The following is a 21836-nucleotide window of genomic DNA, read 5'->3' on the forward strand; positions in this document are numbered from 1 at the left end:
AAAGGGGAGATAAAATCCCCCCTTTTTTGGCTAACTGATTGTATGAATGTTTAATTATTCGCCAGAAGCCTGCGCTTCCGGTTTGCCGTAAATCAGCAACGGCTTACTCTGACCGGCAATAACGGACTCGTCGATCACCACTTTTTCGACGTCTTCCATAGATGGCAAATCGTACATGGTATCCAGCAGCGCCGCTTCGACGATAGAACGCAGGCCACGGGCGCCGGTTTTACGCGCCATTGCTTTCCTGGCGATAGCGTCCAGCGCTTCGTCACGGAATTCCAGATCGACGCCTTCCAGGTTAAACAGCGCCTGATACTGCTTGGTCAGCGCATTTTTCGGCTCTTTCAGGATTTGAATCAGCGCTTCTTCGCTGAGTTCGTTCAGCGTCGCCACCACTGGCAGACGACCGATAAACTCAGGAATCAGACCAAATTTGATCAAATCTTCCGGTTCAACCTGCGACAACAGCTCGCCTTCGCTGGCTTTGTCGGACTTCGCTTTCACCGTCGCGCCAAAACCAATGCCGGAGCCGGTTTCAACACGGTTAGCGATCACTTTATCCAGACCGGCAAACGCGCCGCCGCAGATAAACAGAATCTTAGAGGTATCTACCTGTAAGAATTCCTGCTGCGGATGTTTGCGACCGCCCTGCGGTGGAACCGCGGCGACGGTGCCTTCGATCAGTTTCAGCAACGCCTGCTGTACGCCTTCGCCGGAAACGTCGCGGGTAATGGACGGATTGTCTGATTTACGCGAAATCTTATCGATTTCATCAATGTAGACAATCCCACGCTGCGCTTTTTGCACGTCGTAGTCGCATTTCTGCAACAGTTTCTGAATGATATTCTCGACGTCTTCACCCACGTAACCCGCTTCGGTCAGCGTGGTCGCATCCGCCATAGTGAACGGCACATCCAGCAAGCGCGCCAGCGTTTCCGCCAGCAGCGTTTTACCGGAGCCGGTCGGTCCAATCAGCAGAATGTTGCTTTTGCCTAACTCGACGCCATTGCTGGTATCGCCGTTACGCAGACGCTTGTAGTGGTTATAGACCGCCACCGCCAGCACTTTTTTCGCCTGCTCCTGGCCGATAACGTAATCGTCCAGGTGAGTACGAATTTCATGCGGCGTCGGCAGCGCACTACGTTCACGGTGCGGAGCAACTTCTTTAATTTCTTCGCGAATAATGTCGTTACATAAATCGACGCATTCGTCGCAGATATACACGGATGGACCGGCAATCAGCTTGCGCACTTCATGCTGGCTTTTGCCGCAAAAAGAGCAGTACAACAATTTGCCCGAGCCATCTTTGCGTTTATCTGTCATGAGTCAAAACCTCTTCTTTGTTCTTTGTGCCGCACACGACGACGCAAATGCCATTCTCAGGCGCAAGCCGCTAATCAGCGTTGTGCCGCCCTTCATTAGTATATACACAAAATCATTCGAGCTACATCAAGGCGGCAACTCAGCGACTCCGCAGCGCTTACATAAGTAAGTCACCGGGAGGCGCGCTGGCAGCCAACACCGAGGTAGCGTGAAGGATGAAGTGTATAGCGGCACACTTGCGTCCAGGGCATCAATTACGATGGGTCAAAATTGAGTCAACCAAACCGTACTCTACCGCTTCAGGCGCGGAGAGGAAGCGATCGCGCTCAGTATCACGTTCAATCTGCTCAAGAGATTGACCCGTATGGTGCGCCATAAGTTCATTCATGCGCCCTTTTACTTTCAAAATTTCGCGGGCGTGAATTTCAATATCCGTCGCCTGGCCCTGGTAGCCGCCCAGCGGCTGGTGGATCATGACGCGAGAGTTCGGCAAGCAGAAACGTTTGCCTTTCGCCCCGGCAGTCAGCAAAAACGCCCCCATAGAGGCCGCCTGTCCCATACAAATGGTGCTGACGTCTGGCTTAATAAACTGCATGGTGTCATAGATGGACATCCCCGCAGTAATTACGCCGCCAGGAGAATTAATGTACAGATAGATATCTTTTTCCGGGTTTTCCGCTTCCAGGAACAGCATCTGCGCCACGATCAGGTTAGCCATATGGTCTTCGACCTGGCCGGTCAGAAATATGACGCGTTCCTTAAGTAGACGAGAATAGATATCAAAAGAGCGCTCACCGCGTGAGGTCTGTTCAATGACCATCGGCACCAGCGCCATATGAGGGGCCAAATTATCTCGTTCTCCGCTGTATGACATTTCCGTCTCCTGGATAAAAATTGAAAAAACCTGCTGTACTGATTGTAACCTGATGGACGGATTATCAGCCAGTCCCTCTGTAATGGGTACGGCATCGCCATAATTCAAGCATAACAATCTTTTGCTCTAACGCTAACACTGAAACGCGGTTTTCGCACCCTTACCATGCAAAATGCGTGACAAAAAAAACCCGTCACTGAAAGGTGACGGGTTTTTGTGCAAATTTCGTGCTTTTAACGCGAAAAATTACGCCTGCTGGTTCATCAGCTCATTGAAGGAAGTGGCTTTTTCAGACACTTTCGCTTTTGCCAGAACCGCTTCAACAGCCTGTTCTTCCAGAGCGACGTTACGCATATTGTCCATCAGCTCTTTATTTTTGCTGTAGAACTCAATCACTTCTTTCGGATCTTCGTAAGCAGACGCCATCTCTTCGATCAGGCCTTTAACACGTTCTTCGTCCGCTTTCAGCTCGTTGGTACGAATGACTTCGCCGAGCAGCAGACCTACAACTACACGACGCTTAGCCTGTTCTTCGAACAGTTCGCGCGGCAGCTCCAGAGCCTGTTTCTCGTTACCACCAAAACGCTGCGCAGCCTGACGACGCAGAACGTCGATTTCGCTGTCGATCAGCGCAGACGGTACGTCGATGTCGTTAGCTTTTACCAGACCTTCGATCGCCTGAGACTTAACGCGGTTACGTACCGCGCCTTTCAGCTCGCGCTCCATGTTTTTACGCACTTCAGCGCGCAGACCGGCTACGGAACCATCTTCAACGCCGAAACGTTTGATGAATTCTTCGGTCAGTTCCGGCAGTTCGCGTTCTTCAACTTTCTTCAGGTTGATAACGAACTTAGCCGCTTTACCTTTCAGGTTTTCAGCATGGTACTCTTCCGGGAAGGTCACATCGATAGTGAACTCTTCGCCAGCTTTGTGGCCTTTAACGCCGTCTTCAAAGCCCGGAATCATACGCCCCTGGCCCATCGCCAGAACGAAATCGGTCGCTTTGCCGCCTTCGAACTCTTCGCCGTCTACAGAGCCGGTGAAGTCGATGGTCACGCGGTCTTCCGCATCAGCAGCGCCGTCTTTTTCTTTCCAGGTCGCCTGCTGCTTACGCAGGGTGTCCAGCATCACATCAACGTCAGCGTCGGTGACTTCAACAACCGGTTTTTCAACTTCGATGGACTCGAGGCCGGTCAGTTCAACTTCCGGATAGACTTCAAACTCGACGGAGTAAGTGAAGTCTTCACCCACTTTGTATTCGCCCGGAACATAGTTCGGCGCGCCTGCCGGGTTAATTTTTTCTTTGATGATCGCGTCAACGAAGTTGCGGCTCATCAGATCGCCCAGCACGTCCTGGCGAACAGAAGCGCCATAACGCTGAGCGACGATATTCATCGGTACTTTGCCTTTACGGAAGCCGTCAATACGTACTTTTTTCGCTACGTTGACCAGCTCGCTTTTTACAGCGGTCTCGATGCTGTCAGCAGCGATTGTAATCGTTACACGGCGGCCAAGGCCCTGAGTGGTTTCAACTGAAACTTGCATCTTGTTACCTCAAAAAATCACAGTGCTCGGTCAACTCTACTCCGCAAGCACGTGCTATTTGCTTCGCGGAACCGGGATGTTCTCATAATCAATCACATTCCCTGTCGTCAGAATCATCCCGAAGACGTTCATATATAAGACGGCGCATTATAGCGGCATCACTTTTGTGAGTCGAGAACGGTGATTGTGCGATGCTGCGGCGGTTTTCACAATTCTCGGCTAATTTTTGTCTGAATACTGTACGACATGCTCAAAATTCAGACAAAACAAAACGGCCCGCAGGCCGTTTTCACATAATTCTGTAGCAACATACTGGAAAAGCGGAGGTAGTTGCAAATCCGTTTTGCTACGCGATGCTTCCCGCGCCGCGACAAGGAGGCGACGCGAAGATAGTATCCTGCAATCCTTCCCACTCTTTGAGGGTATAAGTATGCAGTGCCAGCGCATGTACGGTTGTGGAAAGTTCCGCCGTTAACGTACCGTAAATCATCCGATGACGATTAAGAAAACGTTCGCCTGTAAAGCGATCGCTCACCAGCACGACCTTAAAATGGCTTTCCGATCCTGCTGGAACATTGTGACGATAGCTTTCATCCACAACTTCGAGAAACACGGGGTCGAACGCTGTCCTTAATTTTTCTTCTATTTGCTCACGTATCATCATGAAAATCTCCTCCGACAACGCTGTGATGTCACCCATCCCTTTAAATACTAGCCGCTTTTACCGTTTCCATTACAGCATGACAACAAAAATTTAGCTTTCGTCTGATTATTTCAGCCAAACGTATGAAGTTTACTGCCTTAATCATTCTTTTAGCGCTCAAAATCCCCGCTCGCGCCGTTATCAATACCAAATCGGACATTACGACGAATTTACCTGCGTTGACCACTTCCCCTCGCCGTTAGCGGTGTTATGATGGCGGGAATTTTTACCTATCACGTTTTAAGCGTCATTGAGAGCCTGAATATGTTAAAAAAACTTCTCTTTCCGTTAGTCGCTCTGTTTATGCTGGCAGGATGCGCCACACCGCCGACGACCATTGACGTCGCGCCGAAGATCACCTTGCCACAGCAGGATCCGAGCCTGATGGGCGTCACCGTTAGCATTACCGGCGCGGACCAACGCCAGGATCAAGCGTTAGCGAAAGTCACGCGTAACAACCAGCTGGTAACGTTAACCGCCTCCCGCGATTTACGCTTCCTGTTACAAGAAGTCCTGGAAAAACAGATGACGGCGCGGGGCTATATGATCGGGCCTAACGGCGCGGTTAATCTGCAGATTATTGTTAACCAACTGTATGCTGATGTTTCCCAGGGCAGCGTGCGCTACAACATCGCGACCAAAGCGGATATCGCGATTATTGCGACCGCGGCAAATGGCAACAAGATGACCAAAAACTATCGCGCCAACTACTCTATTGAAGGGGCATTCCAGGCCTCTAACCAGAATATTGCCGACGCGGTGAACAGTGTTCTGACCGATACTATCGCTGATATGTCTCAGGACACCAGTATTCACGATTTTATCAAGCAAAACGCCCGTTAATAGCAACAACAAGACCCGGCAGAAGCCGGGTCTGTAGATGCCTATGTCAAGTCAATATTTACGTATTTTCCAGCAACCGCGTTCAGCCATTCTGCTGATATTGGGTTTTGCCTCCGGCCTCCCGCTGGCGCTCACCTCCGGTACGCTACAGGCGTGGATGACCGTCGAGAATATCGATCTTAAAACGATTGGCTTCTTCTCGCTGGTTGGTCAGGCCTATGTGTTTAAGTTTCTCTGGTCCCCGCTGATGGACCGCTACACGCCGCCTTTTTTAGGTCGTCGTCGCGGTTGGTTACTCGCCACCCAACTGTTGTTACTGGCGGCGATTGCGGCGATGGGCTTTCTTGAACCCGGCACGCAGCTACGCTGGATGGCGGCGCTGGCGGTGGTGATTGCTTTTTGCTCCGCCTCGCAGGATATCGTGTTCGACGCCTGGAAAACCGATGTTTTACCCGCAGAAGAACGCGGCGCTGGCGCGGCAATCAGCGTGCTTGGCTACCGGTTGGGGATGCTGGTTTCCGGCGGACTGGCGCTATGGCTGGCCGATCGCTGGCTCGGCTGGCAGGGCATGTACTGGCTGATGGCGGCATTGCTGATCCCCTGCATTATCGCCACCTTACTGGCGCCGGAACCGACCGATAGTATCCCGTCCCCGAAATCGCTGGAACAGGCCGTCGTCGCGCCGCTACGCGATTTCTTTGGCCGTAATAACGCCTGGCTGATTTTACTGCTCATTGTGCTTTATAAACTGGGTGACGCCTTCGCCATGAGCCTGACCACCACCTTTTTGATTCGCGGCGTCGGCTTTGACGCCGGCGAAGTCGGCGTGGTCAATAAAACGCTGGGCCTGTTGGCGACAATCGTCGGCGCGTTATACGGCGGCATATTAATGCAGCGTCTTTCGCTGTTTCGCGCGCTGCTGATTTTCGGCATTTTGCAAGGCGCGTCCAACGCCGGTTACTGGTTGCTCTCCATTACCAATAAAAACATGTTCAGCATGGGCGCGGCGGTCTTTTTCGAAAATCTGTGCGGCGGGATGGGGACTGCCGCCTTTGTCGCCTTATTAATGACGCTATGTAATAAGTCGTTTTCCGCAACACAGTTTGCCCTACTGTCGGCCCTCTCCGCAGTAGGCCGCGTTTATGTTGGTCCTGTAGCGGGCTGGTTCGTTGAAGCGCACGGCTGGCCGACATTCTACCTCTTCTCGGTTGTCGCCGCCGTTCCCGGGCTGTTACTGTTGCTGGTCTGTCGGCAAACGCTGGAATATAGCTGGCAGAGCGAGCGTTTCATTCCCCGCACGCAATACCGTGGCGCCTACAATTTCGCGCTTTCAATCCTGCTCGCGGGCGTCGCTTTGCTGGCGGTATGGGTACTCCTGCTGACCATGAACGCGGTGGATTACACCAACTTCTCATTCCTGCCCGGATTGCTTGAGACCGCGGTAGTGGTTGCCGTGTGCGGCATTGTCTTTGGCGGGTTGCTGGACTACCTGGCGCTACGAAAAACACGCCTGCTCTAAAACATTATTTGCCGTTGTAATAACGACCCGGAATTATAACGGCTAAATAACCATCAATTGATAAAAAATATATTTGTCTTTTTGTGCGCAACAGAATTTTGGAAATTATTGGTAATTTCTACGCTACCTATTTTCTTTACACGATTCAGCCGATTAAATTTAAATTTCCGCCGTTGATTGTCCTTTTATTGATAATAAATTGTTAAGTAATTGTTTTATTTTTACATTGGTTATACCAATTATCCCTCAACATCCCACTTACAGACCTCATCCGTTATAACGCAAAGTTTCAACAGTGTCTTAAAGTTATTTCGACATACTTGGCAACATATGTGACATGCGCGGCAGAACTTGGTAACACAGAACCAATCATGTTTACAGTAATGTAACCTTACCGTAAAATGCCCCTACACTTTAAACGCCACCAGGTCCCGTGGAATTGAGGTCGTTAAATGAGACTCAGGAAATACAATAAAAGTTTGGGATGGTTGTCATTAATTGCAGGCACTGCATTACTCAGTGGCTGTAATTCTGCGCTGCTGGATCCCAAAGGACAGATTGGACTGGAGCAACGTTCGCTGATACTGACGGCATTTGGCCTGATGTTGATTGTCGTTATTCCCGCCATCTTGATGGCTGTTGGTTTCGCCTGGAAGTATCGTGCGAGTAATAAGGATGCGAAGTATAGCCCGAACTGGTCACACTCCAATAAAGTGGAAGCCGTGGTCTGGACGGTGCCTATCTTGATCATCATTTTCCTTGCCGTACTGACCTGGAAAACCACGCACGCGCTTGAACCAAGCAAGCCGCTGGCGCATGACGAAAAACCGATCACCATCGAAGTGGTTTCCATGGACTGGAAATGGTTCTTCATCTATCCGGAGCAGGGTATCGCCACCGTCAACGAGATCGCCTTCCCGGCGAACACGCCGGTTTATTTCAAAGTGACCTCCAACTCCGTGATGAACTCCTTCTTTATCCCGCGTCTGGGTAGCCAGATTTATGCCATGGCCGGTATGCAAACACGTTTGCATCTCATCGCCAACGAACCCGGAACCTACGATGGCATCTCCGCCAGCTATAGCGGCCCGGGCTTCTCTGGTATGAAGTTTAAAGCTATCGCCACCAAAGACCGCGCAGAATTCGACCAATGGGTCGCAAAAGCGAAGCAGTCTCCGAACACCATGAATGATATGGCGGCGTTCGAGAAAGTGGCTATGCCAAGCGAGTACAACAAGGTGGAATATTTCTCCAGCGTGAAACCAGATTTGTTCAAGGACGTTATTAACAAATTCATGGACCACGGTAAGAGCATGGACATGACCCAACCTGAAGGTGGGCACAGCTCGCATGAAGGAATGGAAGGTATGGACATGAGCCACGCGGAATCCGCCAACTCCAAGGGTTGAGGAAGATAAGATGTTCGGAAAATTATCACTGGATGCAGTACCGTTCCATGAACCTATCGTCATGGTAACGATCGCTGCAATTATCGTCGGGGGACTGGCGATACTGGCAGCGATTACTTACTTCGGTAAGTGGACCTACCTATGGAAAGAGTGGTTAACGTCGGTTGACCATAAACGCCTCGGCATCATGTATATCATCGTCGCAATTGTGATGCTGTTACGTGGTTTCGCCGATGCCATCATGATGCGTAGCCAGCAGGCGCTTGCCTCCGCAGGCGAAGCGGGTTTTCTACCGCCGCACCACTACGATCAGATCTTTACCGCTCACGGCGTAATCATGATCTTCTTCGTGGCGATGCCCTTCGTTATCGGTCTGATGAACCTGGTGGTTCCGCTGCAGATCGGCGCGCGCGACGTTGCGTTCCCTTTCCTGAACAACCTGAGCTTCTGGTTCACCGTTGTCGGCGTTATCCTGGTTAACCTCTCACTGGGCGTGGGTGAATTCGCGCAGACAGGGTGGCTGGCTTATCCGCCGCTATCGGGAATAGAGTACAGTCCCAGCGTCGGGGTCGATTACTGGATATGGGCGTTGCAACTCTCGGGTATTGGTACGACGTTAACCGGTATCAACTTCTTCGTGACGATCCTGAAGATGCGTGCGCCGGGTATGACAATGTTCAAGATGCCGGTCTTTACCTGGGCCTCTTTGTGCGCCAACGTACTGATCATCGCCTCTTTCCCGATTCTGACGGTTACCGTCGCGTTGCTGACCCTGGATCGCTATCTGGGCACCCATTTCTTTACCAACGATATGGGCGGCAACATGATGATGTACATCAACCTGATTTGGGCCTGGGGCCATCCGGAAGTGTACATTCTGATTCTGCCGGTCTTCGGGGTATTCTCCGAAATCGCAGCGACCTTCTCGCGTAAACGTCTGTTCGGCTATACCTCGCTGGTTTGGGCGACCGTCTGTATTACCGTACTGTCGTTTATCGTTTGGCTGCACCACTTCTTCACGATGGGCGCGGGCGCGAACGTTAACGCCTTCTTCGGTATCACCACCATGATTATCGCCATCCCGACCGGGGTGAAGATCTTCAACTGGTTGTTCACCATGTATCAGGGCCGTATTGTCTTCCATTCCGCAATGATGTGGACCATCGGCTTTATCGTGACCTTCTCGGTCGGCGGTATGACCGGCGTTCTGCTGGCGGTACCGGGCGCGGACTTCGTCCTGCACAACAGTCTGTTCCTGATTGCGCACTTCCATAACGTGATCATCGGCGGCGTGGTGTTTGGCTGCTTCGCGGGTATGACCTACTGGTGGCCGAAGGCGTTTGGCTTCAAGCTGAACGAAACCTGGGGTAAACGCGCCTTCTGGTTCTGGATTATCGGTTTCTTTGTAGCCTTTATGCCGCTGTACGTACTGGGCTTCATGGGCATGACCCGTCGCCTCAGCCAGCAAATTGATCCGCAGTTCCATACGATGCTGATGGTTGCCGCCGCCGGTGCCGCGCTGATTGCGCTGGGTATCCTGTGCCAACTGATTCAGATCTTCGTTTCTATTCGCGACCGCGATCAGAACCGCGATCTGACCGGCGACCCATGGGGTGGCCGTACGCTGGAGTGGTCAACCTCGTCTCCGCCGCCGTTCTATAACTTTGCCGTTGTGCCGCACGTTCACGAACGTGACGCCTTCTGGGAAATGAAAGAAAAAGGCGAAGCGTACCAACAGCCTGGACAGTATGAAGAGATTCATATGCCGAAAAATAGTGGTGCCGGTATTGTTATCGCCGCCTTCGCGACGGTATTTGGCTTCGCCATGATCTGGCATATCTGGTGGCTGGCGATAGTGGGTTTCGCAGGCATGATCATCAGCTGGATTGTAAAAAGCTTTGATGAAGATGTGGATTACTACGTGCCGGTCCCGGAAGTCGAAAAACTGGAAAACCAGCATTTCGATGAGATTACTAAGGCAGGGCTGAAAAATGGCAACTGATACTTTAACGCACGCGACTGCCCACGCGCACGAACACGGGCACCATGACGCAGGCCAGAACAAAATCTTCGGATTTTGGGTCTACCTGATGAGCGACTGCATTCTGTTCTCTATTCTGTTTGCTACCTATGCCGTTCTGGTGAACGGCACCGCTGGCGGCCCGACAGGTAAGGACATTTTCGAACTGCCGTTCGTTCTGGTTGAAACCTTCCTGCTGTTATTTAGCTCCATTACCTACGGCATGGCGGCGATCGCCATGCACAAGAACAACAAGAGCCAGGTTATCTCCTGGTTGGCGTTGACCTTCTTGTTTGGCGCCGGATTTATCGGGATGGAACTCTATGAATTCCATCACCTGATTGTTAACGGTATGGGCCCGGATCGCAGCGGCTTCCTGTCTGCGTTCTTCGCGCTGGTCGGCACGCACGGTCTGCACGTCACTTCCGGTTTGATCTGGATGGCGGTGCTGATGGTGCAAGTTGCCCGTCGCGGTCTGACCAGCACTAACCGTACCCGCATCATGTGCCTGAGCCTGTTCTGGCACTTCCTGGATGTGATTTGGATTTGCGTATTCACTGTTGTTTATCTGATGGGGGCGATGTAATGAGTCATTCTACCGAGAGCGGCGGCGCATCCCACGGCAGCGTAAAAACGTACATGACCGGCTTTATCCTGTCGGTCATCCTGACGGTTATTCCATTCTGGATGGTGATGACCGGCGCTGCCTCTCCGGCCGTTATTCTGGGATCTATCCTGGCAATGGCAGTGGTGCAGATTTTGGTGCATCTGGTGTGTTTCCTGCACATGAACACCAAATCTGATGAAGGCTGGAACATGACGGCCTTCATCTTTACCGTGCTGATCATCGCCATCCTGGTTGTGGGCTCCATCTGGATTATGTGGAACCTCAACTACAACATGATGATGCACTAAGAGCGGCGAGTATGATGTTTAAGCAATACCTGCAAGTAACGAAACCAGGCATCATCTTTGGCAACCTGATCTCGGTGATCGGGGGATTTCTGCTGGCCTCAAAGGGCAGCATTGACTATCCCCTGTTCATTTATACGCTGGTCGGGGTGTCACTGGTTGTGGCGTCGGGTTGTGTATTTAACAACTACATCGACAGGGATATTGACAGGAAGATGGAAAGGACCAAGAATCGGGTGCTGGTCAAAGGCCTGATTTCTCCTGGCGTCTCGCTAGTATACGCCACCCTGCTGGGTATTGCTGGCTTTATGCTGCTGTGGTTTGGCGCTAATCCTCTGGCCTGCTGGCTGGGGGTGATGGGCTTTGTGGTCTACGTTGGCGTGTACAGCTTGTACATGAAGCGTCACTCCGTCTACGGAACGCTGATTGGTTCTCTCTCCGGCGCAGCGCCGCCGGTGATTGGCTACTGCGCCGTAACGGGCGACTTTGACAGCGGCGCGGCGATCCTGCTGGCTATTTTCAGCCTCTGGCAGATGCCGCACTCTTACGCCATCGCCATTTTCCGCTTTAAGGACTATCAGGCGGCCAATATCCCGGTTCTGCCGGTGGTAAAAGGAATCTCAGTCGCTAAAAACCACATCACGCTGTACATCATTGCGTTTGCCGTTGCAACGCTAATGCTAACGTTGGGCGGTTATGCCGGTTACAAATACCTGGTGGTCGCCGCGGCGGTCAGCGTTTGGTGGCTCGGCATGGCGCTACGCGGTTACAAAGTGGAAGATGATAAGGTCTGGGCGCGCAAGCTGTTCGGCTTCTCTATCATTGCGATTACCGCGCTGAGTATCATGATGTCCGTTGATTTTATGGTGCCGAATTCGCAGAATCTGCTGACTTACGTCTGGTAAGTTCATCGTCACCTCTTCTATGCCGGATGGCGGCTTATGCCTTATCCGGCCTACAAAAGCACGTTACCTGTAGGCCGGATAAGCGACGTGAGTATCGCCATCCGGCATTTTTCGTCTCTCGTGGCCTACCCTCACCACCACAACATTTGTTAATAAAGCGCATATTTACCCAACCAACCTGGCGCTTTACACTAGGTGCGAATTTCATACAGAGGTGGCAATGAACGATTATAAAATGACGCCAGGGGAGCTGCGTGCCACATGGGGTTTAGGGACCGTCTTTTCGTTGCGTATGCTGGGCATGTTTATGGTTCTACCGGTACTGACCACATACGGTATGGCGCTACAGGGCGCCAGCGAAGCATTAATCGGCATTGCGATCGGCATTTACGGGCTGGCGCAGGCTATCTTTCAAATTCCCTTTGGACTGCTGTCCGACCGCATTGGCCGTAAGCCGCTGATTGTCGGCGGACTGGCGGTATTTGTCGCGGGCAGCGTCATTGCCGCGCTCTCCCACTCAATCTGGGGCATTATTCTGGGGCGAGCGCTACAGGGGTCCGGCGCTATTGCCGCCGCCGTCATGGCGCTCCTGTCTGACCTGACCCGAGAGCAAAACCGCACCAAAGCGATGGCGTTTATCGGCGTCAGCTTTGGTATCACCTTCGCGATTGCGATGGTATTAGGGCCGATTGTTACCCATAGTCTGGGATTGAACGCGTTGTTCTGGATGATCGCCGCCCTCGCCACCCTGGGCATTCTTCTGACGATCTGGGTGGTTCCCAACAGTACCAACCATGTGCTGAATCGCGAATCCGGGATGGTCAAAGGCAGCTTCAGTAAAGTGCTGGCGGAGCCGAGGCTGCTCAAGCTCAATTTCGGCATTATGTGTCTGCATATTTTATTGATGTCCACCTTTGTCGCCCTGCCCGGCCAGCTTGCCGATGCCGGTTTCCCTGCCGCCGAACACTGGAAGGTGTATCTGGCAACCATGGTGATCGCCTTTGCCGCCGTCGTGCCTTTTATCATCTATGCTGAAGTCAAACGGCGGATGAAGCAGGTATTCCTGTTCTGCGTGGGGCTCATTATCGTCGCGGAAATCGTGTTGTGGGGAGCGGGCCAGCATTTCTGGGAGCTGGTGATTGGCGTACAACTCTTTTTCCTTGCCTTTAATTTGATGGAGGCGCTGCTGCCTTCTCTTATTAGCAAAGAGTCGCCCGCGGGGTATAAAGGAACGGCGATGGGCGTCTATTCTACCAGTCAGTTTCTTGGCGTGGCGCTTGGCGGCTCGCTGGGCGGCTGGATAGACGGTACGTTTGATGGGCAAACCGTTTTTCTTGCCGGGGCCGTACTGGCGATGGTATGGCTGGCGGTGGCAAGTACCATGAAAGAGCCGCCCTATGTCAGCAGCCTGCGTGTGGAAATTCCAGCGGATATCGTTGCTGACGACAGGCTAAAACAGCGACTGTTGGCAATGAAAGGCGTAAGCGAAGCGCTGATCGTGGCGGAAGAGCATTCCGCTTACGTCAAAATCGACAGCAAAGTGACCAATCGCTTTGAAGTTGAACAGCTTATCAGCAAAGGATGAATGCAGCATTGCCGGATGGCGACGAAGCTCTATCCGGCATAACAACTTAATCGCGGAAGTTTTTGAACTGGAACGGCTGGCCCAAATCGCCGCCGCGAACCAGCGCCATTACCGATTGCAGATCGTCACGTGATTTGCCCGTCACGCGAATCTCTTCCCCCTGAATTTGCGCCTGCACCTTCAGTTTGCTGTCTTTAATCAGCTTGACGATTTTCTTCTGCACGGCGCTTTCAATGCCCTGCTTCAGCTTCGCTTCCACATACCAGGTTTTACCGCTATGCACGAACTCGTCCGGTACATCCAGCGAAGCGCCTTCAATACCGCGTTTAAGCAGCTTGGCGCGCAGAATATCGAGCAACTGATTGACCTGGAAATCGGACTCGCTCAGCACCTTGATGGTTTTATTGGCATCGTTCAGTTCAATAGTCGCCTCTACGCCACGAAAGTCAAAACGAGACTCAACCTCGCGAACCGCGTTATCCACGCCGTTACGCGCTTCCTGCAGATCAACTTCAGAAACAATATCGAAAGATGGCATCTTTTCTTCTCCCTTCATTTTCGTTGCGTTGCATAATACCTGCAACGAGGCTTAACGAGAAGCTTAGCTGATGACGCTATAATTAGCGCCATAACACCTGGCGCTGTTGCAGGTGAGGAGGAACAATGAAAATTACTGTACTGGGATGCGGAGCCTTAGGACAACTTTGGCTTTCGGCACTGTGCAAACACGGACATGACGTACAGGGCTGGCTACGGGTGCCACAACCTTATTGCAGCGTAAATCTGATCGATACCGATGGTTCCTTTTTCAACGAATCACTGACGGCAAACGATCCGGATTTTTTGGCGAAGAGCGAACTGTTATTAGTCACGCTGAAAGCGTGGCAGGTTTCCGACGCAGTACGAACCCTGGCGTCAACCCTACCGGTGACATCGCCTATCCTGCTCATTCATAATGGAATGGGAACCATAGAAGAACTGCAAAATATCCAACAGCCGATGTTGATGGGGACTATCACCCATGCTGCGCGCCGCGACGGTAATATCATTATTCATGTCGCTAACGGTACTACGCATATTGGCCCGGCACGCGAGCAAGACGGCGATTACAGTTATCTCGCCGATATCCTGCAGGGGGTACTGCCCGATGTCGCCTGGCATAACAATATCCGCGCAGAGATGTGGCGCAAACTGGCGGTCAACTGTGTTATCAACCCGCTCACCGCGCTTTGGAACTGCCCGAACGGCGAGCTGCGCCATCATACTGATGAAATCAACGCGATTTGCGAAGAGGTCGCCGCCGTGATTGAACGTGAAGGCTACCACACATCGGCAGACGATTTACGCTATTATGTTGAGCAAGTGATTGACAGTACGGCAGAAAACATCTCATCCATGTTGCAGGACGTGCGCGCCATGCGCCATACCGAAATTGACTACATCACCGGTTATTTACTCAAGCGCGCCCGCGTGCACGGTCTCGCCGTTCCGGAAAATAGCCGCCTGTTTGAAATGGTAAAGCGAAAGGAGAGTGAGTATGAGCGCTCAGGCACTGGTATGCCTCGCCCCTGGTAGTGAAGAGACCGAAGCGGTCACCACTATCGATCTGCTGGTTCGCGGCGGAATCCACGTCACTACCGCCAGCGTCGCCAGCGATGGCAACCTGACGATTGTCTGCTCGCGCGGTGTAAAGCTGCTGGCGGATGCGCCGCTGGTTGAAGTTGCCGACGGCGATTATGACATCATCGTGTTGCCCGGCGGAATTAAAGGCGCCGAGTGCTTTCGCGACAGCCCGCTGCTGGTCGAAACCGTAAAACAGTTTCACCGCTCCGGGCGCATTGTCGCAGCCATTTGCGCCGCAGCCGCCACAGTGCTCGTGCCGCACGATATCTTCCCTATCGGCAATATGACCGGTTTTCCGGCGCTGAAAGATAAGATCCCCGCTGAACAGTGGCAGGATAAGCGTGTGGTGTGGGATGCGCGGGTAAAATTATTAACCAGCCAGGGACCGGGTACCGCTATCGATTTTGGCTTGAAAATCATCGACCTGTTGGCTGGTCGTGAAAAAGCGCATGAAGTGGCTTCGCAACTGGTGATGGCGGCGGGGATTTATAACTACTACGAATAAGAATGATTGCCGGATGGCGGCGTAAACACCTTATCCGGCCTACAAAACGGTACAGTCTGTAGGCCGAATAAGCGGCAGCGCCATCCGGCAGTTATTTTACGGGCGTTCGCCCTGCGCCAGACGCGCATTAATATGCGCAATCACCCCAGGTAAATCCGCCAGTGAATCCACCACGTAATGCGCCCCGGCGGCGTACAGCTTGCTGGCCGCGTGCTCGCGGCGGACCGCAACGTCCTCTTTCGACATTGTTTGATAGGCGTCCCATGTTGCGCCGAATTCGTTACCCGATACCGCCAGCCCCACCGTCCACATACCCGCGTTAAGCCCCTCGCTAATGCCCGGCGCGGCATCATCTACCTTCACACAGTGCGCGACCGCATCAATGCCCAGCGCAATCACGTTTTGCAGCGCCATCCACGGCCCCGGGCGACCACCCGCGGCCAGGTCGTCCGTTGCCACCCAATGATCCGGACGATAACCATGCTCAGCGGCGGCGGGGACCAGGCGCTCCATCACCGCTCGTGGGTAACCGGAGCAGGAGCCTATCTTGATACCCTCGGCTCGTAGCGCCGCGATCGTGTCGATAACTCCGGCAATAGGAGAAGAAAAATCGACAACTTTAGCAATCTGTAACGGCATGAAGGCGGCATAGATGGCATCAATATCTGCTGCACTCATGGAGCGGCCAAACTTTGCCTGCCAGCGCGCGTCAACAGCAGGTAATTTTCCCAGCGCTTCAATGTGTTGCCATTTACCCAGCCCCATTGGCACGCGTGCTTCGGCGAGGGTGATCTCCACATCAAATGCCTGACGGAACGCCTCGACGAAAATTTGCGTCGGCGCGAAGGAGCCAAAATCGACGGTGGTGCCCGCCCAGTCGAGAATAACAGCGTGAATACGGTTCATCATGGTTCCTTATTTCGTCCAGTACATGGCGGTACGAATGGCGGTCAGCAGGGCAGTGATATCGGCGGCATATACTTCACCAATGTTGCCGATGCGAAAGCAGTCGCTTTGCGACACTTTGCCTGGATAGATAACAAAGCCCTGCTCTTTGAGGCGGCGATAAAATTCGCTAAAGCGATACTGCGGGTCTTCCGGTGAATAAAAGGCGGTGATAATGGGCGAATGAAGTTCGTCATCCAACAGCGTGTTAAAGCCCAGCGCCCGCATTCCGGCCACCAGGCTGCGCTGATTTTGCTGATAGCGTTGATGACGTGCCGCCACGCCACCTTCTTCCGCCAGCTCTTTCAACGCCTGGGCAAACGCCAGGACGGTATGAGTGGGCGAAGTAAAACGCCATTTGCCGTGGTTATCCTCCATGCAGCGCCACTGGGCGTAGAGATCTAACGACAGCGAGCGGGAACGCCCTTTGCACGCGGCCAGTTTTTGCTCGCGGGCAATCACGAAGGCAAAACCCGGCACGCCCTGAATGCATTTATTGGCGGAGCTGATCAGATAATCGATGTGTAATGCTGCAATATCCATGGGGATGCCGCCGAAGCTGCTCATGGCGTCAACGATGTAGGTTTTGCCATAGCGATGCGCCAGAGCGCCCACCTCATCAATGGGGTTGAGCATCCCGGTGGTCGTTTCGCTATGCACCATGGCGATATGGCTGATCGTCGGGTCGGCGTTGAGGATCGCGTCGATCGCCTGTACGTCCGGGCGCACAACTTCGCCGCAGTCGTAAGCGTGATGGGCGATACCCATAAGGCCGGCCATCTCGACCATTCGTGCGCCGTATGCACCGTTGCTGACGATCAGCACCTTATCCTGCGGCCCCAATGCGCTGCCCAGTACGGCTTCCACAGCATAGCTGCCGCTGCCTTGCAGCAGTACGGAGGTGTAGCCTTCGGAGGCCGTTGCCAGTGCGGTCAACTGCTGGCGGATCTGTTCTACCACGCCGATATTGTAATCATCATCCCAGGTACAGCTATCGAACAACATCGCTTCTTTCACGGTGCGAGAGGTGGTGAGCGGGCCAGGAGTCAGCAGCAGATAGTTACGCGAAGTCATGTTATTTACCTTTGGTCTATACCAGATTGCATTTATCATGACGATCTTTGCCGCGACGGGTCAAAGAGAAAATCGCGCTGCAACAAAAAATTCATCTCTGCTTGTATAATGGCGGCAGGTAAAACGGAAGCGAGTAAGCATGAAATCTATCCCGGGCGATATCCCGCAGTACCTGTTGATCAAGGCGCAGCTTCAGGCGCGTATTCAGAGCGGTGCGTTGAAAAGCGGTGATAAACTGCCGTCTGAACGCGAACTGTGCGCGATCTTCAACACCACGCGCATTACTATTCGCGAAAGCCTGGCGCAGCTGGAGTCCAGTGGGCTTATCTGGCGCGCCGATCGTCGCGGTTGGTTCGTTACGCCGGAACGCCTGTGGCTGGATCCGACCCAGAACACCAACTTCCATAAGCTTTGCCGCGAGCAGGGGCGGGAGCCAAAAACCGCGCTACTGAGCGGCGTGTTAACCACAGTGCCTGTCGAGGTCATGGAGTCCCTCCAGCTCCAGCCGTTTGATCAAATTTATCTGCTGACCCGTCTGCGTTACGCCGATGGCCGCGCCGTGTGCTACTGCGAAAACCATTGTTTGCCCGCCCGCGTGCCTGAGCTGCTGCAGTACGATCTCAACGGCAGCCTGACCGAGGTATACGAGTCGCACTACAACCTCGTCTATACCAGCATGCATCTGTCATTCTACCCCACCGCCATGCCTGCGCAGGCCGCACAGGCGCTGGGAGTTATGGAAGGGCGCCCGGCGCTGTTGCTGCGCCGTCTGAACTACGATCAACACGGGCGAGTGCTGGATCTGGATATCGAATACTGGCGTCACGACAGCCTGCGCATTGAGGTAGATACCCACTAGCGGATGCGCCGGATGTTGGCTGCGAGCCTTATCCGGCCTGTCAATCGTATCGTCTCACGGCTATCCGGATAAGCGCAGCATCATCCAGCGTGGACTGATTTATTTCTTTTTCATCGTTTTGTCACATAAGCCGTTTAGCGTAAAAAGCAAACCTGGTATAGGCCAGAAAATGCAACGTACGCTATGAGGCTATTACGATGAAACTTTCCCGACTTGCTCTGCTGTCTGCCTTCGCTCTCGCCAGCGCCCCGTCATGGGCGGAATCAGTGGTCACAGTGTACTCCATCGACGGGCTGCACGATGGCGATAACAGCTGGTACCAGGTGCAGTTTGACGCATTCACTAAAGCGACCGGCATTACCGTACGCTATGTTGAAGGCGGTGGTGGCGTGGTAGTGGAACGTCTGGCAAAAGAGCGTACGAATCCGCAAGCCGACGTGCTGGTAACCGCGCCGCCATTCATTCAGCGCGCCGCCGCCGAAAAGCTGCTGGCGAACTTTAACACCGACGCCGCATCGGCTATCCCCGATGCCAACAACCTTTATTCGCCGCTGGTAAAGAATTATCTGAGCTTTATTTACAACAGCAAGCTGCTGAAAACTGCCCCGGCGAGCTGGCAGGATCTGCTTGACGGTAAATTCAAAAATAAACTCCAGTATTCCACGCCAGGTCAGGCCGCTGATGGCACGGCGGTCATGCTGCAGGCTTTCCACAGCTTCGGCAGTAAAGATGCCGGTTTTGCGTATCTCGGCAAGCTGCAGGCCAATAACGTCGGGCCATCTGCCTCTACCGGCAAGCTAACCGCGCTGGTTAATAAAGGTGAAATCTACGTCGCTAACGGCGACCTGCAAATGAACCTCGCGCAGATGGAACGTAACCCGAACGTGAAAATCTTCTGGCCGGCCAACGACAAAGGCGAGCGCAGCGCGCTGGCCATCCCTTATGTCATTGGCCTGGTCCAGGGGGCGCCGCAGAGTGAAAACGGTAAAAAGCTGATTAACTTCCTGCTGAGTAAAGAAGCGCAGACTCGCGTCAGCGAACTCTCCTGGGGAATGCCGGTACGCAGCGACGTGACGCCTAGCGACGAACATTACAAGGCCGCCACTGCCGCGTTAGAAGGCGTGCAGAGCTGGCAGCCCAATTGGGATGACGTAGCCGTTTCGCTGTCGGCAGATATTAGCCGTTGGCACAAAGTGACCGAAAGCGAGTAAGCCTGATGCTGATGAAAACGACCGCCGTTCACGCCCCTGCATCGCAGGGGACATCGGGGATAGTCCTCGACTCGCTGCGCGTTGCGTATCACGGCAACGTGGTGCTTAAACCGCTCTCTTTGACGATTGAACCAGGCGAAGTGCTGGCGCTGATTGGCCCATCAGGATCTGGAAAAACGACGGTGCTGCGTGCGGTTGCGGGCTTTGTGCAACCTGCAGGCGGCCGTATTCTGATTGGCGATACGGACGTCACCCATCTGCCCCCCTATAAACGCGGGTTGGCGATGGTGGTGCAGAACTACGCCTTGTTCCCGCATCTGAAAGTGGAAGACAACGTCGCTTTTGGCCTGCGTGCGCAGAAGCAGCCAAAGGCGCTAATTAATGAGCGTGTAACGCAGGCGCTGAAAACGGTTGGCATGAGTGATTACGCCACCCGTTATCCGCATCAACTTTCCGGCGGCCAGCAGCAACGCGTGGCCATCGCCCGCGCGATTGCCGTGCGCCCACGCGTGCTGTTGCTGGATGAACCACTGTCAGCGCTGGACGCACAGATTCGTCATAATATGGTGGAAGAAATCGCCCGTCTTCACCATGAGCTGCCGGAACTCACTATTCTCTACGTCACCCACGATCAAACGGAAGCGCTCACCCTGGCCGATAAAATCGGCATTATGAAGGATGGCTCGCTGATTGCTCACGGCGAAACCCGCGCGCTATATCAGCATCCGCCCAATCGTTTTGCCGCCGAATTCTTAGGCCGCGCCAATATTCTCTCCGCCATCGCGCTGGGGATAACGGAGGTTCCTGGGCTGGTGGACGTCAGCTGCGGCGGTGCGGTGATTCGCGCGTTCAGCCGGGGCAGCCACCACGGTTACAACAAACTGCTGTGCATTCGTCCTCAGCACCTCAGCCTGACGCCGCGTTCGGCCTACAGCAACCGCTTCAACGCCACACTGCAATCGGTGCACTGGCAGGGCGATTTAACCCATCTGTTGTGTGACGTTGCTGGCGAAACGGTGCGGATGGTGTTGACGCATGTCAATCCACTGCCGCGCGTGGGCGACAAGCTGGCGCTGTGGTTCGAACCGGATGATGCGGTCCTGATTGAGGTATAACCATGTCACTCATTTTACCACTGGAAAAACCGGCGCTTAACCTACGCCCGCTGCTGTGGCTGCTGCTCCCGTTGCTGGTGCTGGCGACGCTGTTTTTCTGGCCTCTGTCGCTCATCGTTGAACAGGCGCTACGCGGTGCCAATGGCGAGATCGGGCTCGAGACCTTCCGCCAGGTGGTCGACTCGAAACGCTTTGTCGGCGCGTTGCTGAACACGTTGCAAATCGCCTTTTTCGCCACCGCCGGTTGCCTGCTGCTGGGCAGCGTGATGTCGCTGATTCTGGTGTTTATTCCTTTCCCCGGCAGCGAGTGGATTGGTCGGGTCGTCGATACTTTTATTGCGCTGCCGACCTTCCTGATTACGCTGGCGTTCACCTTTATTTATGGGTCAGCGGGTCTGCTCAACGGTACGCTGATGAGCCTGTTTGCCTTTGAGCTACCGCCGGTGGATTTTCTCTACTCGATGCAGGGCGTCATTCTGGCGGAGATCACGGTGTTCACTCCGCTGGTGATGCGGCCACTGATGGCCGCGCTGCGGCAAATTGATAAAAGCCAGCTAGAGGCAGCCAGCATTCTGGGGGCGCACCCATTACGGGTGATTGGGCAGGTGATTTTCCCGGCGGCGCTACCGGCGCTGATGGCTGGTGGCAGCCTGTGCCTGCTGTTGACCACTAACGAGTTTGGCATCGTACTGTTTATTGGCGCGAAGGGAGTTAACACCCTGCCGATGATGGTTTACAGCAAAGCGATTCTGGAGTCCGACTATACGGTCGCCTGCATGATTGCGTTGATTAACATTGTCTTGTCGCTGGGGCTGTTCTCCCTCTATCGCCTGGCGGCATCGCGTACCGGCGTAAGGAGCTAG

21 protein-coding genes and 1 pseudogene are annotated in these 21836 nt (G+C 53.6%); 14 read left to right on the forward strand and 8 right to left on the reverse strand.

Annotated elements, in window-relative coordinates; all coding sequences use genetic code 11:
- Nucleotides 1–54 precede the first annotated feature (54 nt).
- The 4 genes from clpX to bolA form a co-directional block, all read right to left on the reverse strand.
- Nucleotides 55–1326: an ATP-dependent protease ATP-binding subunit ClpX gene (clpX, locus tag ACLJPE_RS08810; RefSeq protein ID WP_000130314.1), complete on the reverse strand. Its 1272-nt coding sequence runs from the start codon at nucleotides 1324–1326 to the stop codon at nucleotides 55–57.
- Between the two features lie 250 nt (nucleotides 1327–1576).
- Nucleotides 1577–2200 carry an ATP-dependent Clp endopeptidase proteolytic subunit ClpP gene (gene clpP / locus ACLJPE_RS08815; protein ID WP_000122257.1) on the reverse strand — a complete coding sequence of 208 codons (624 nt, stop codon included), beginning with the start codon at nucleotides 2198–2200 and terminating at the stop codon, nucleotides 1577–1579.
- Between the two features lie 246 nt (nucleotides 2201–2446).
- Entirely contained in the window at nucleotides 2447–3745 is a 1299-nt protein-coding gene (gene tig, locus ACLJPE_RS08820; protein WP_001198406.1) for a trigger factor, read from the reverse strand.
- 346 nt (nucleotides 3746–4091) lie between these two features.
- Nucleotides 4092–4409, reverse strand: coding sequence for a transcriptional regulator BolA (gene bolA / locus ACLJPE_RS08825; protein WP_000973433.1), 318 nt, complete (start codon nucleotides 4407–4409; stop codon nucleotides 4092–4094).
- Between the two features lie 303 nt (nucleotides 4410–4712).
- Between bolA and ACLJPE_RS08830 the strand changes: the two genes are divergently transcribed.
- The 8 genes from ACLJPE_RS08830 to ACLJPE_RS08865 all read left to right on the forward strand — a co-directional run bounded on the left by ACLJPE_RS08830 (nucleotide 4713) and on the right by ACLJPE_RS08865 (nucleotide 13641).
- Nucleotides 4713–5291: a lipoprotein gene (locus ACLJPE_RS08830; RefSeq protein ID WP_001539323.1), complete on the forward strand. Its 579-nt coding sequence runs from the start codon at nucleotides 4713–4715 to the stop codon at nucleotides 5289–5291.
- A 43-nt stretch (nucleotides 5292–5334) separates the two neighbouring features.
- Nucleotides 5335–6810, forward strand: a complete 1476-nt coding sequence (gene ampG / locus ACLJPE_RS08835) for a muropeptide MFS transporter AmpG (RefSeq protein WP_023214245.1) — start codon at nucleotides 5335–5337, stop codon at nucleotides 6808–6810.
- Nucleotides 6811–7262: 452 nt separating this feature from the next.
- Entirely contained in the window at nucleotides 7263–8219 is a 957-nt protein-coding gene (gene cyoA, locus ACLJPE_RS08840; protein ID WP_023219736.1) for a cytochrome o ubiquinol oxidase subunit II, read from the forward strand.
- A 10-nt stretch (nucleotides 8220–8229) separates the two neighbouring features.
- Entirely contained in the window at nucleotides 8230–10221 is a 1992-nt protein-coding gene (gene cyoB / locus ACLJPE_RS08845; RefSeq protein ID WP_000467158.1) for a cytochrome o ubiquinol oxidase subunit I, read from the forward strand.
- Nucleotides 10211–10825 (forward strand): cytochrome o ubiquinol oxidase subunit III, encoded by a 615-nt coding sequence (locus ACLJPE_RS08850; RefSeq protein ID WP_000179833.1) that lies wholly within the window; start codon nucleotides 10211–10213, stop codon nucleotides 10823–10825. The genes cyoB and ACLJPE_RS08850 overlap by 11 nt, the downstream gene beginning before the upstream one ends.
- Nucleotides 10825–11154 (forward strand): cytochrome o ubiquinol oxidase subunit IV, encoded by a 330-nt coding sequence (locus tag ACLJPE_RS08855; RefSeq protein WP_000019878.1) that lies wholly within the window; start codon nucleotides 10825–10827, stop codon nucleotides 11152–11154. Before ACLJPE_RS08850 ends, ACLJPE_RS08855 begins: the two co-directional genes overlap by 1 nt.
- 11 nt (nucleotides 11155–11165) lie before the next feature.
- A complete protein-coding gene (cyoE, locus tag ACLJPE_RS08860; RefSeq protein ID WP_000971352.1) occupies nucleotides 11166–12056 on the forward strand; it encodes a heme o synthase in 891 nt (296 codons plus the stop codon).
- Nucleotides 12057–12276: 220 nt separating this feature from the next.
- Nucleotides 12277–13641: an MFS transporter gene (locus ACLJPE_RS08865; protein WP_001000935.1), complete on the forward strand. Its 1365-nt coding sequence runs from the start codon at nucleotides 12277–12279 to the stop codon at nucleotides 13639–13641.
- Between the two features lie 46 nt (nucleotides 13642–13687).
- Here ACLJPE_RS08865 and ACLJPE_RS08870 read toward each other — a convergent pair whose 3' ends face one another.
- Complete coding sequence (locus ACLJPE_RS08870; protein ID WP_001138913.1) at nucleotides 13688–14179, reverse strand: YajQ family cyclic di-GMP-binding protein; 492 nt, start codon at nucleotides 14177–14179, stop codon at nucleotides 13688–13690.
- Between the two features lie 125 nt (nucleotides 14180–14304).
- Here ACLJPE_RS08870 and panE point away from each other — a divergent pair, with 125 nt between their 5' ends.
- Together panE and yajL are read left to right on the forward strand one after the other, a co-directional pair.
- A complete protein-coding gene (panE, locus tag ACLJPE_RS08875; protein ID WP_000705816.1) occupies nucleotides 14305–15216 on the forward strand; it encodes a 2-dehydropantoate 2-reductase in 912 nt (303 codons plus the stop codon).
- Entirely contained in the window at nucleotides 15179–15769 is a 591-nt protein-coding gene (gene yajL, locus ACLJPE_RS08880; protein ID WP_001275807.1) for a protein deglycase YajL, read from the forward strand. The genes panE and yajL overlap by 38 nt, the downstream gene beginning before the upstream one ends.
- Nucleotides 15770–15777: 8 nt before the next feature.
- On the opposite strand, the pseudogene ACLJPE_RS08885 reads toward yajL, so the two are convergent.
- The 3 genes and pseudogenes from ACLJPE_RS08885 to phnW form a co-directional block, all read right to left on the reverse strand.
- A pseudogene (locus ACLJPE_RS08885) lies at nucleotides 15778–15860 on the reverse strand (hypothetical protein); the annotation flags it as partial.
- A 5-nt stretch (nucleotides 15861–15865) separates the two neighbouring features.
- On the reverse strand, nucleotides 15866–16675 hold the full coding sequence (gene phnX / locus ACLJPE_RS08890; RefSeq protein WP_001530701.1) for a phosphonoacetaldehyde hydrolase: 810 nt from the start codon (nucleotides 16673–16675) through the stop codon (nucleotides 15866–15868).
- Between the two features lie 9 nt (nucleotides 16676–16684).
- Complete coding sequence (gene phnW / locus ACLJPE_RS08895) at nucleotides 16685–17788, reverse strand: 2-aminoethylphosphonate--pyruvate transaminase (RefSeq protein ID WP_001527479.1); 1104 nt, start codon at nucleotides 17786–17788, stop codon at nucleotides 16685–16687.
- Between the two features lie 139 nt (nucleotides 17789–17927).
- On the opposite strand from phnW, the gene phnR reads away from it, so the two are divergent.
- The 4 genes from phnR (at nucleotide 17928) to phnU (ending at nucleotide 21836) form a co-directional block, all read left to right on the forward strand.
- On the forward strand, nucleotides 17928–18647 hold the full coding sequence (phnR, locus tag ACLJPE_RS08900; protein ID WP_000836273.1) for a phosphonate utilization transcriptional regulator PhnR: 720 nt from the start codon (nucleotides 17928–17930) through the stop codon (nucleotides 18645–18647).
- Between the two features lie 197 nt (nucleotides 18648–18844).
- On the forward strand, nucleotides 18845–19858 hold the full coding sequence (gene phnS / locus ACLJPE_RS08905) for a 2-aminoethylphosphonate ABC transporter substrate-binding protein (protein WP_000778000.1): 1014 nt from the start codon (nucleotides 18845–18847) through the stop codon (nucleotides 19856–19858).
- A gap of 5 nt (nucleotides 19859–19863) precedes the next feature.
- Nucleotides 19864–20973 (forward strand): 2-aminoethylphosphonate ABC transport system ATP-binding subunit PhnT, encoded by a 1110-nt coding sequence (gene phnT, locus ACLJPE_RS08910; protein ID WP_023257852.1) that lies wholly within the window; start codon nucleotides 19864–19866, stop codon nucleotides 20971–20973.
- A gap of 2 nt (nucleotides 20974–20975) precedes the next feature.
- Nucleotides 20976–21836 (forward strand): 2-aminoethylphosphonate ABC transporter permease subunit, encoded by an 861-nt coding sequence (gene phnU / locus ACLJPE_RS08915; protein ID WP_001602773.1) that lies wholly within the window; start codon nucleotides 20976–20978, stop codon nucleotides 21834–21836.

Source organism: Salmonella sp. SAL04196, assembly GCF_046550835.1.
Classification (GTDB): Bacteria; Pseudomonadota; Gammaproteobacteria; order Enterobacterales; family Enterobacteriaceae; genus Salmonella; species Salmonella enterica.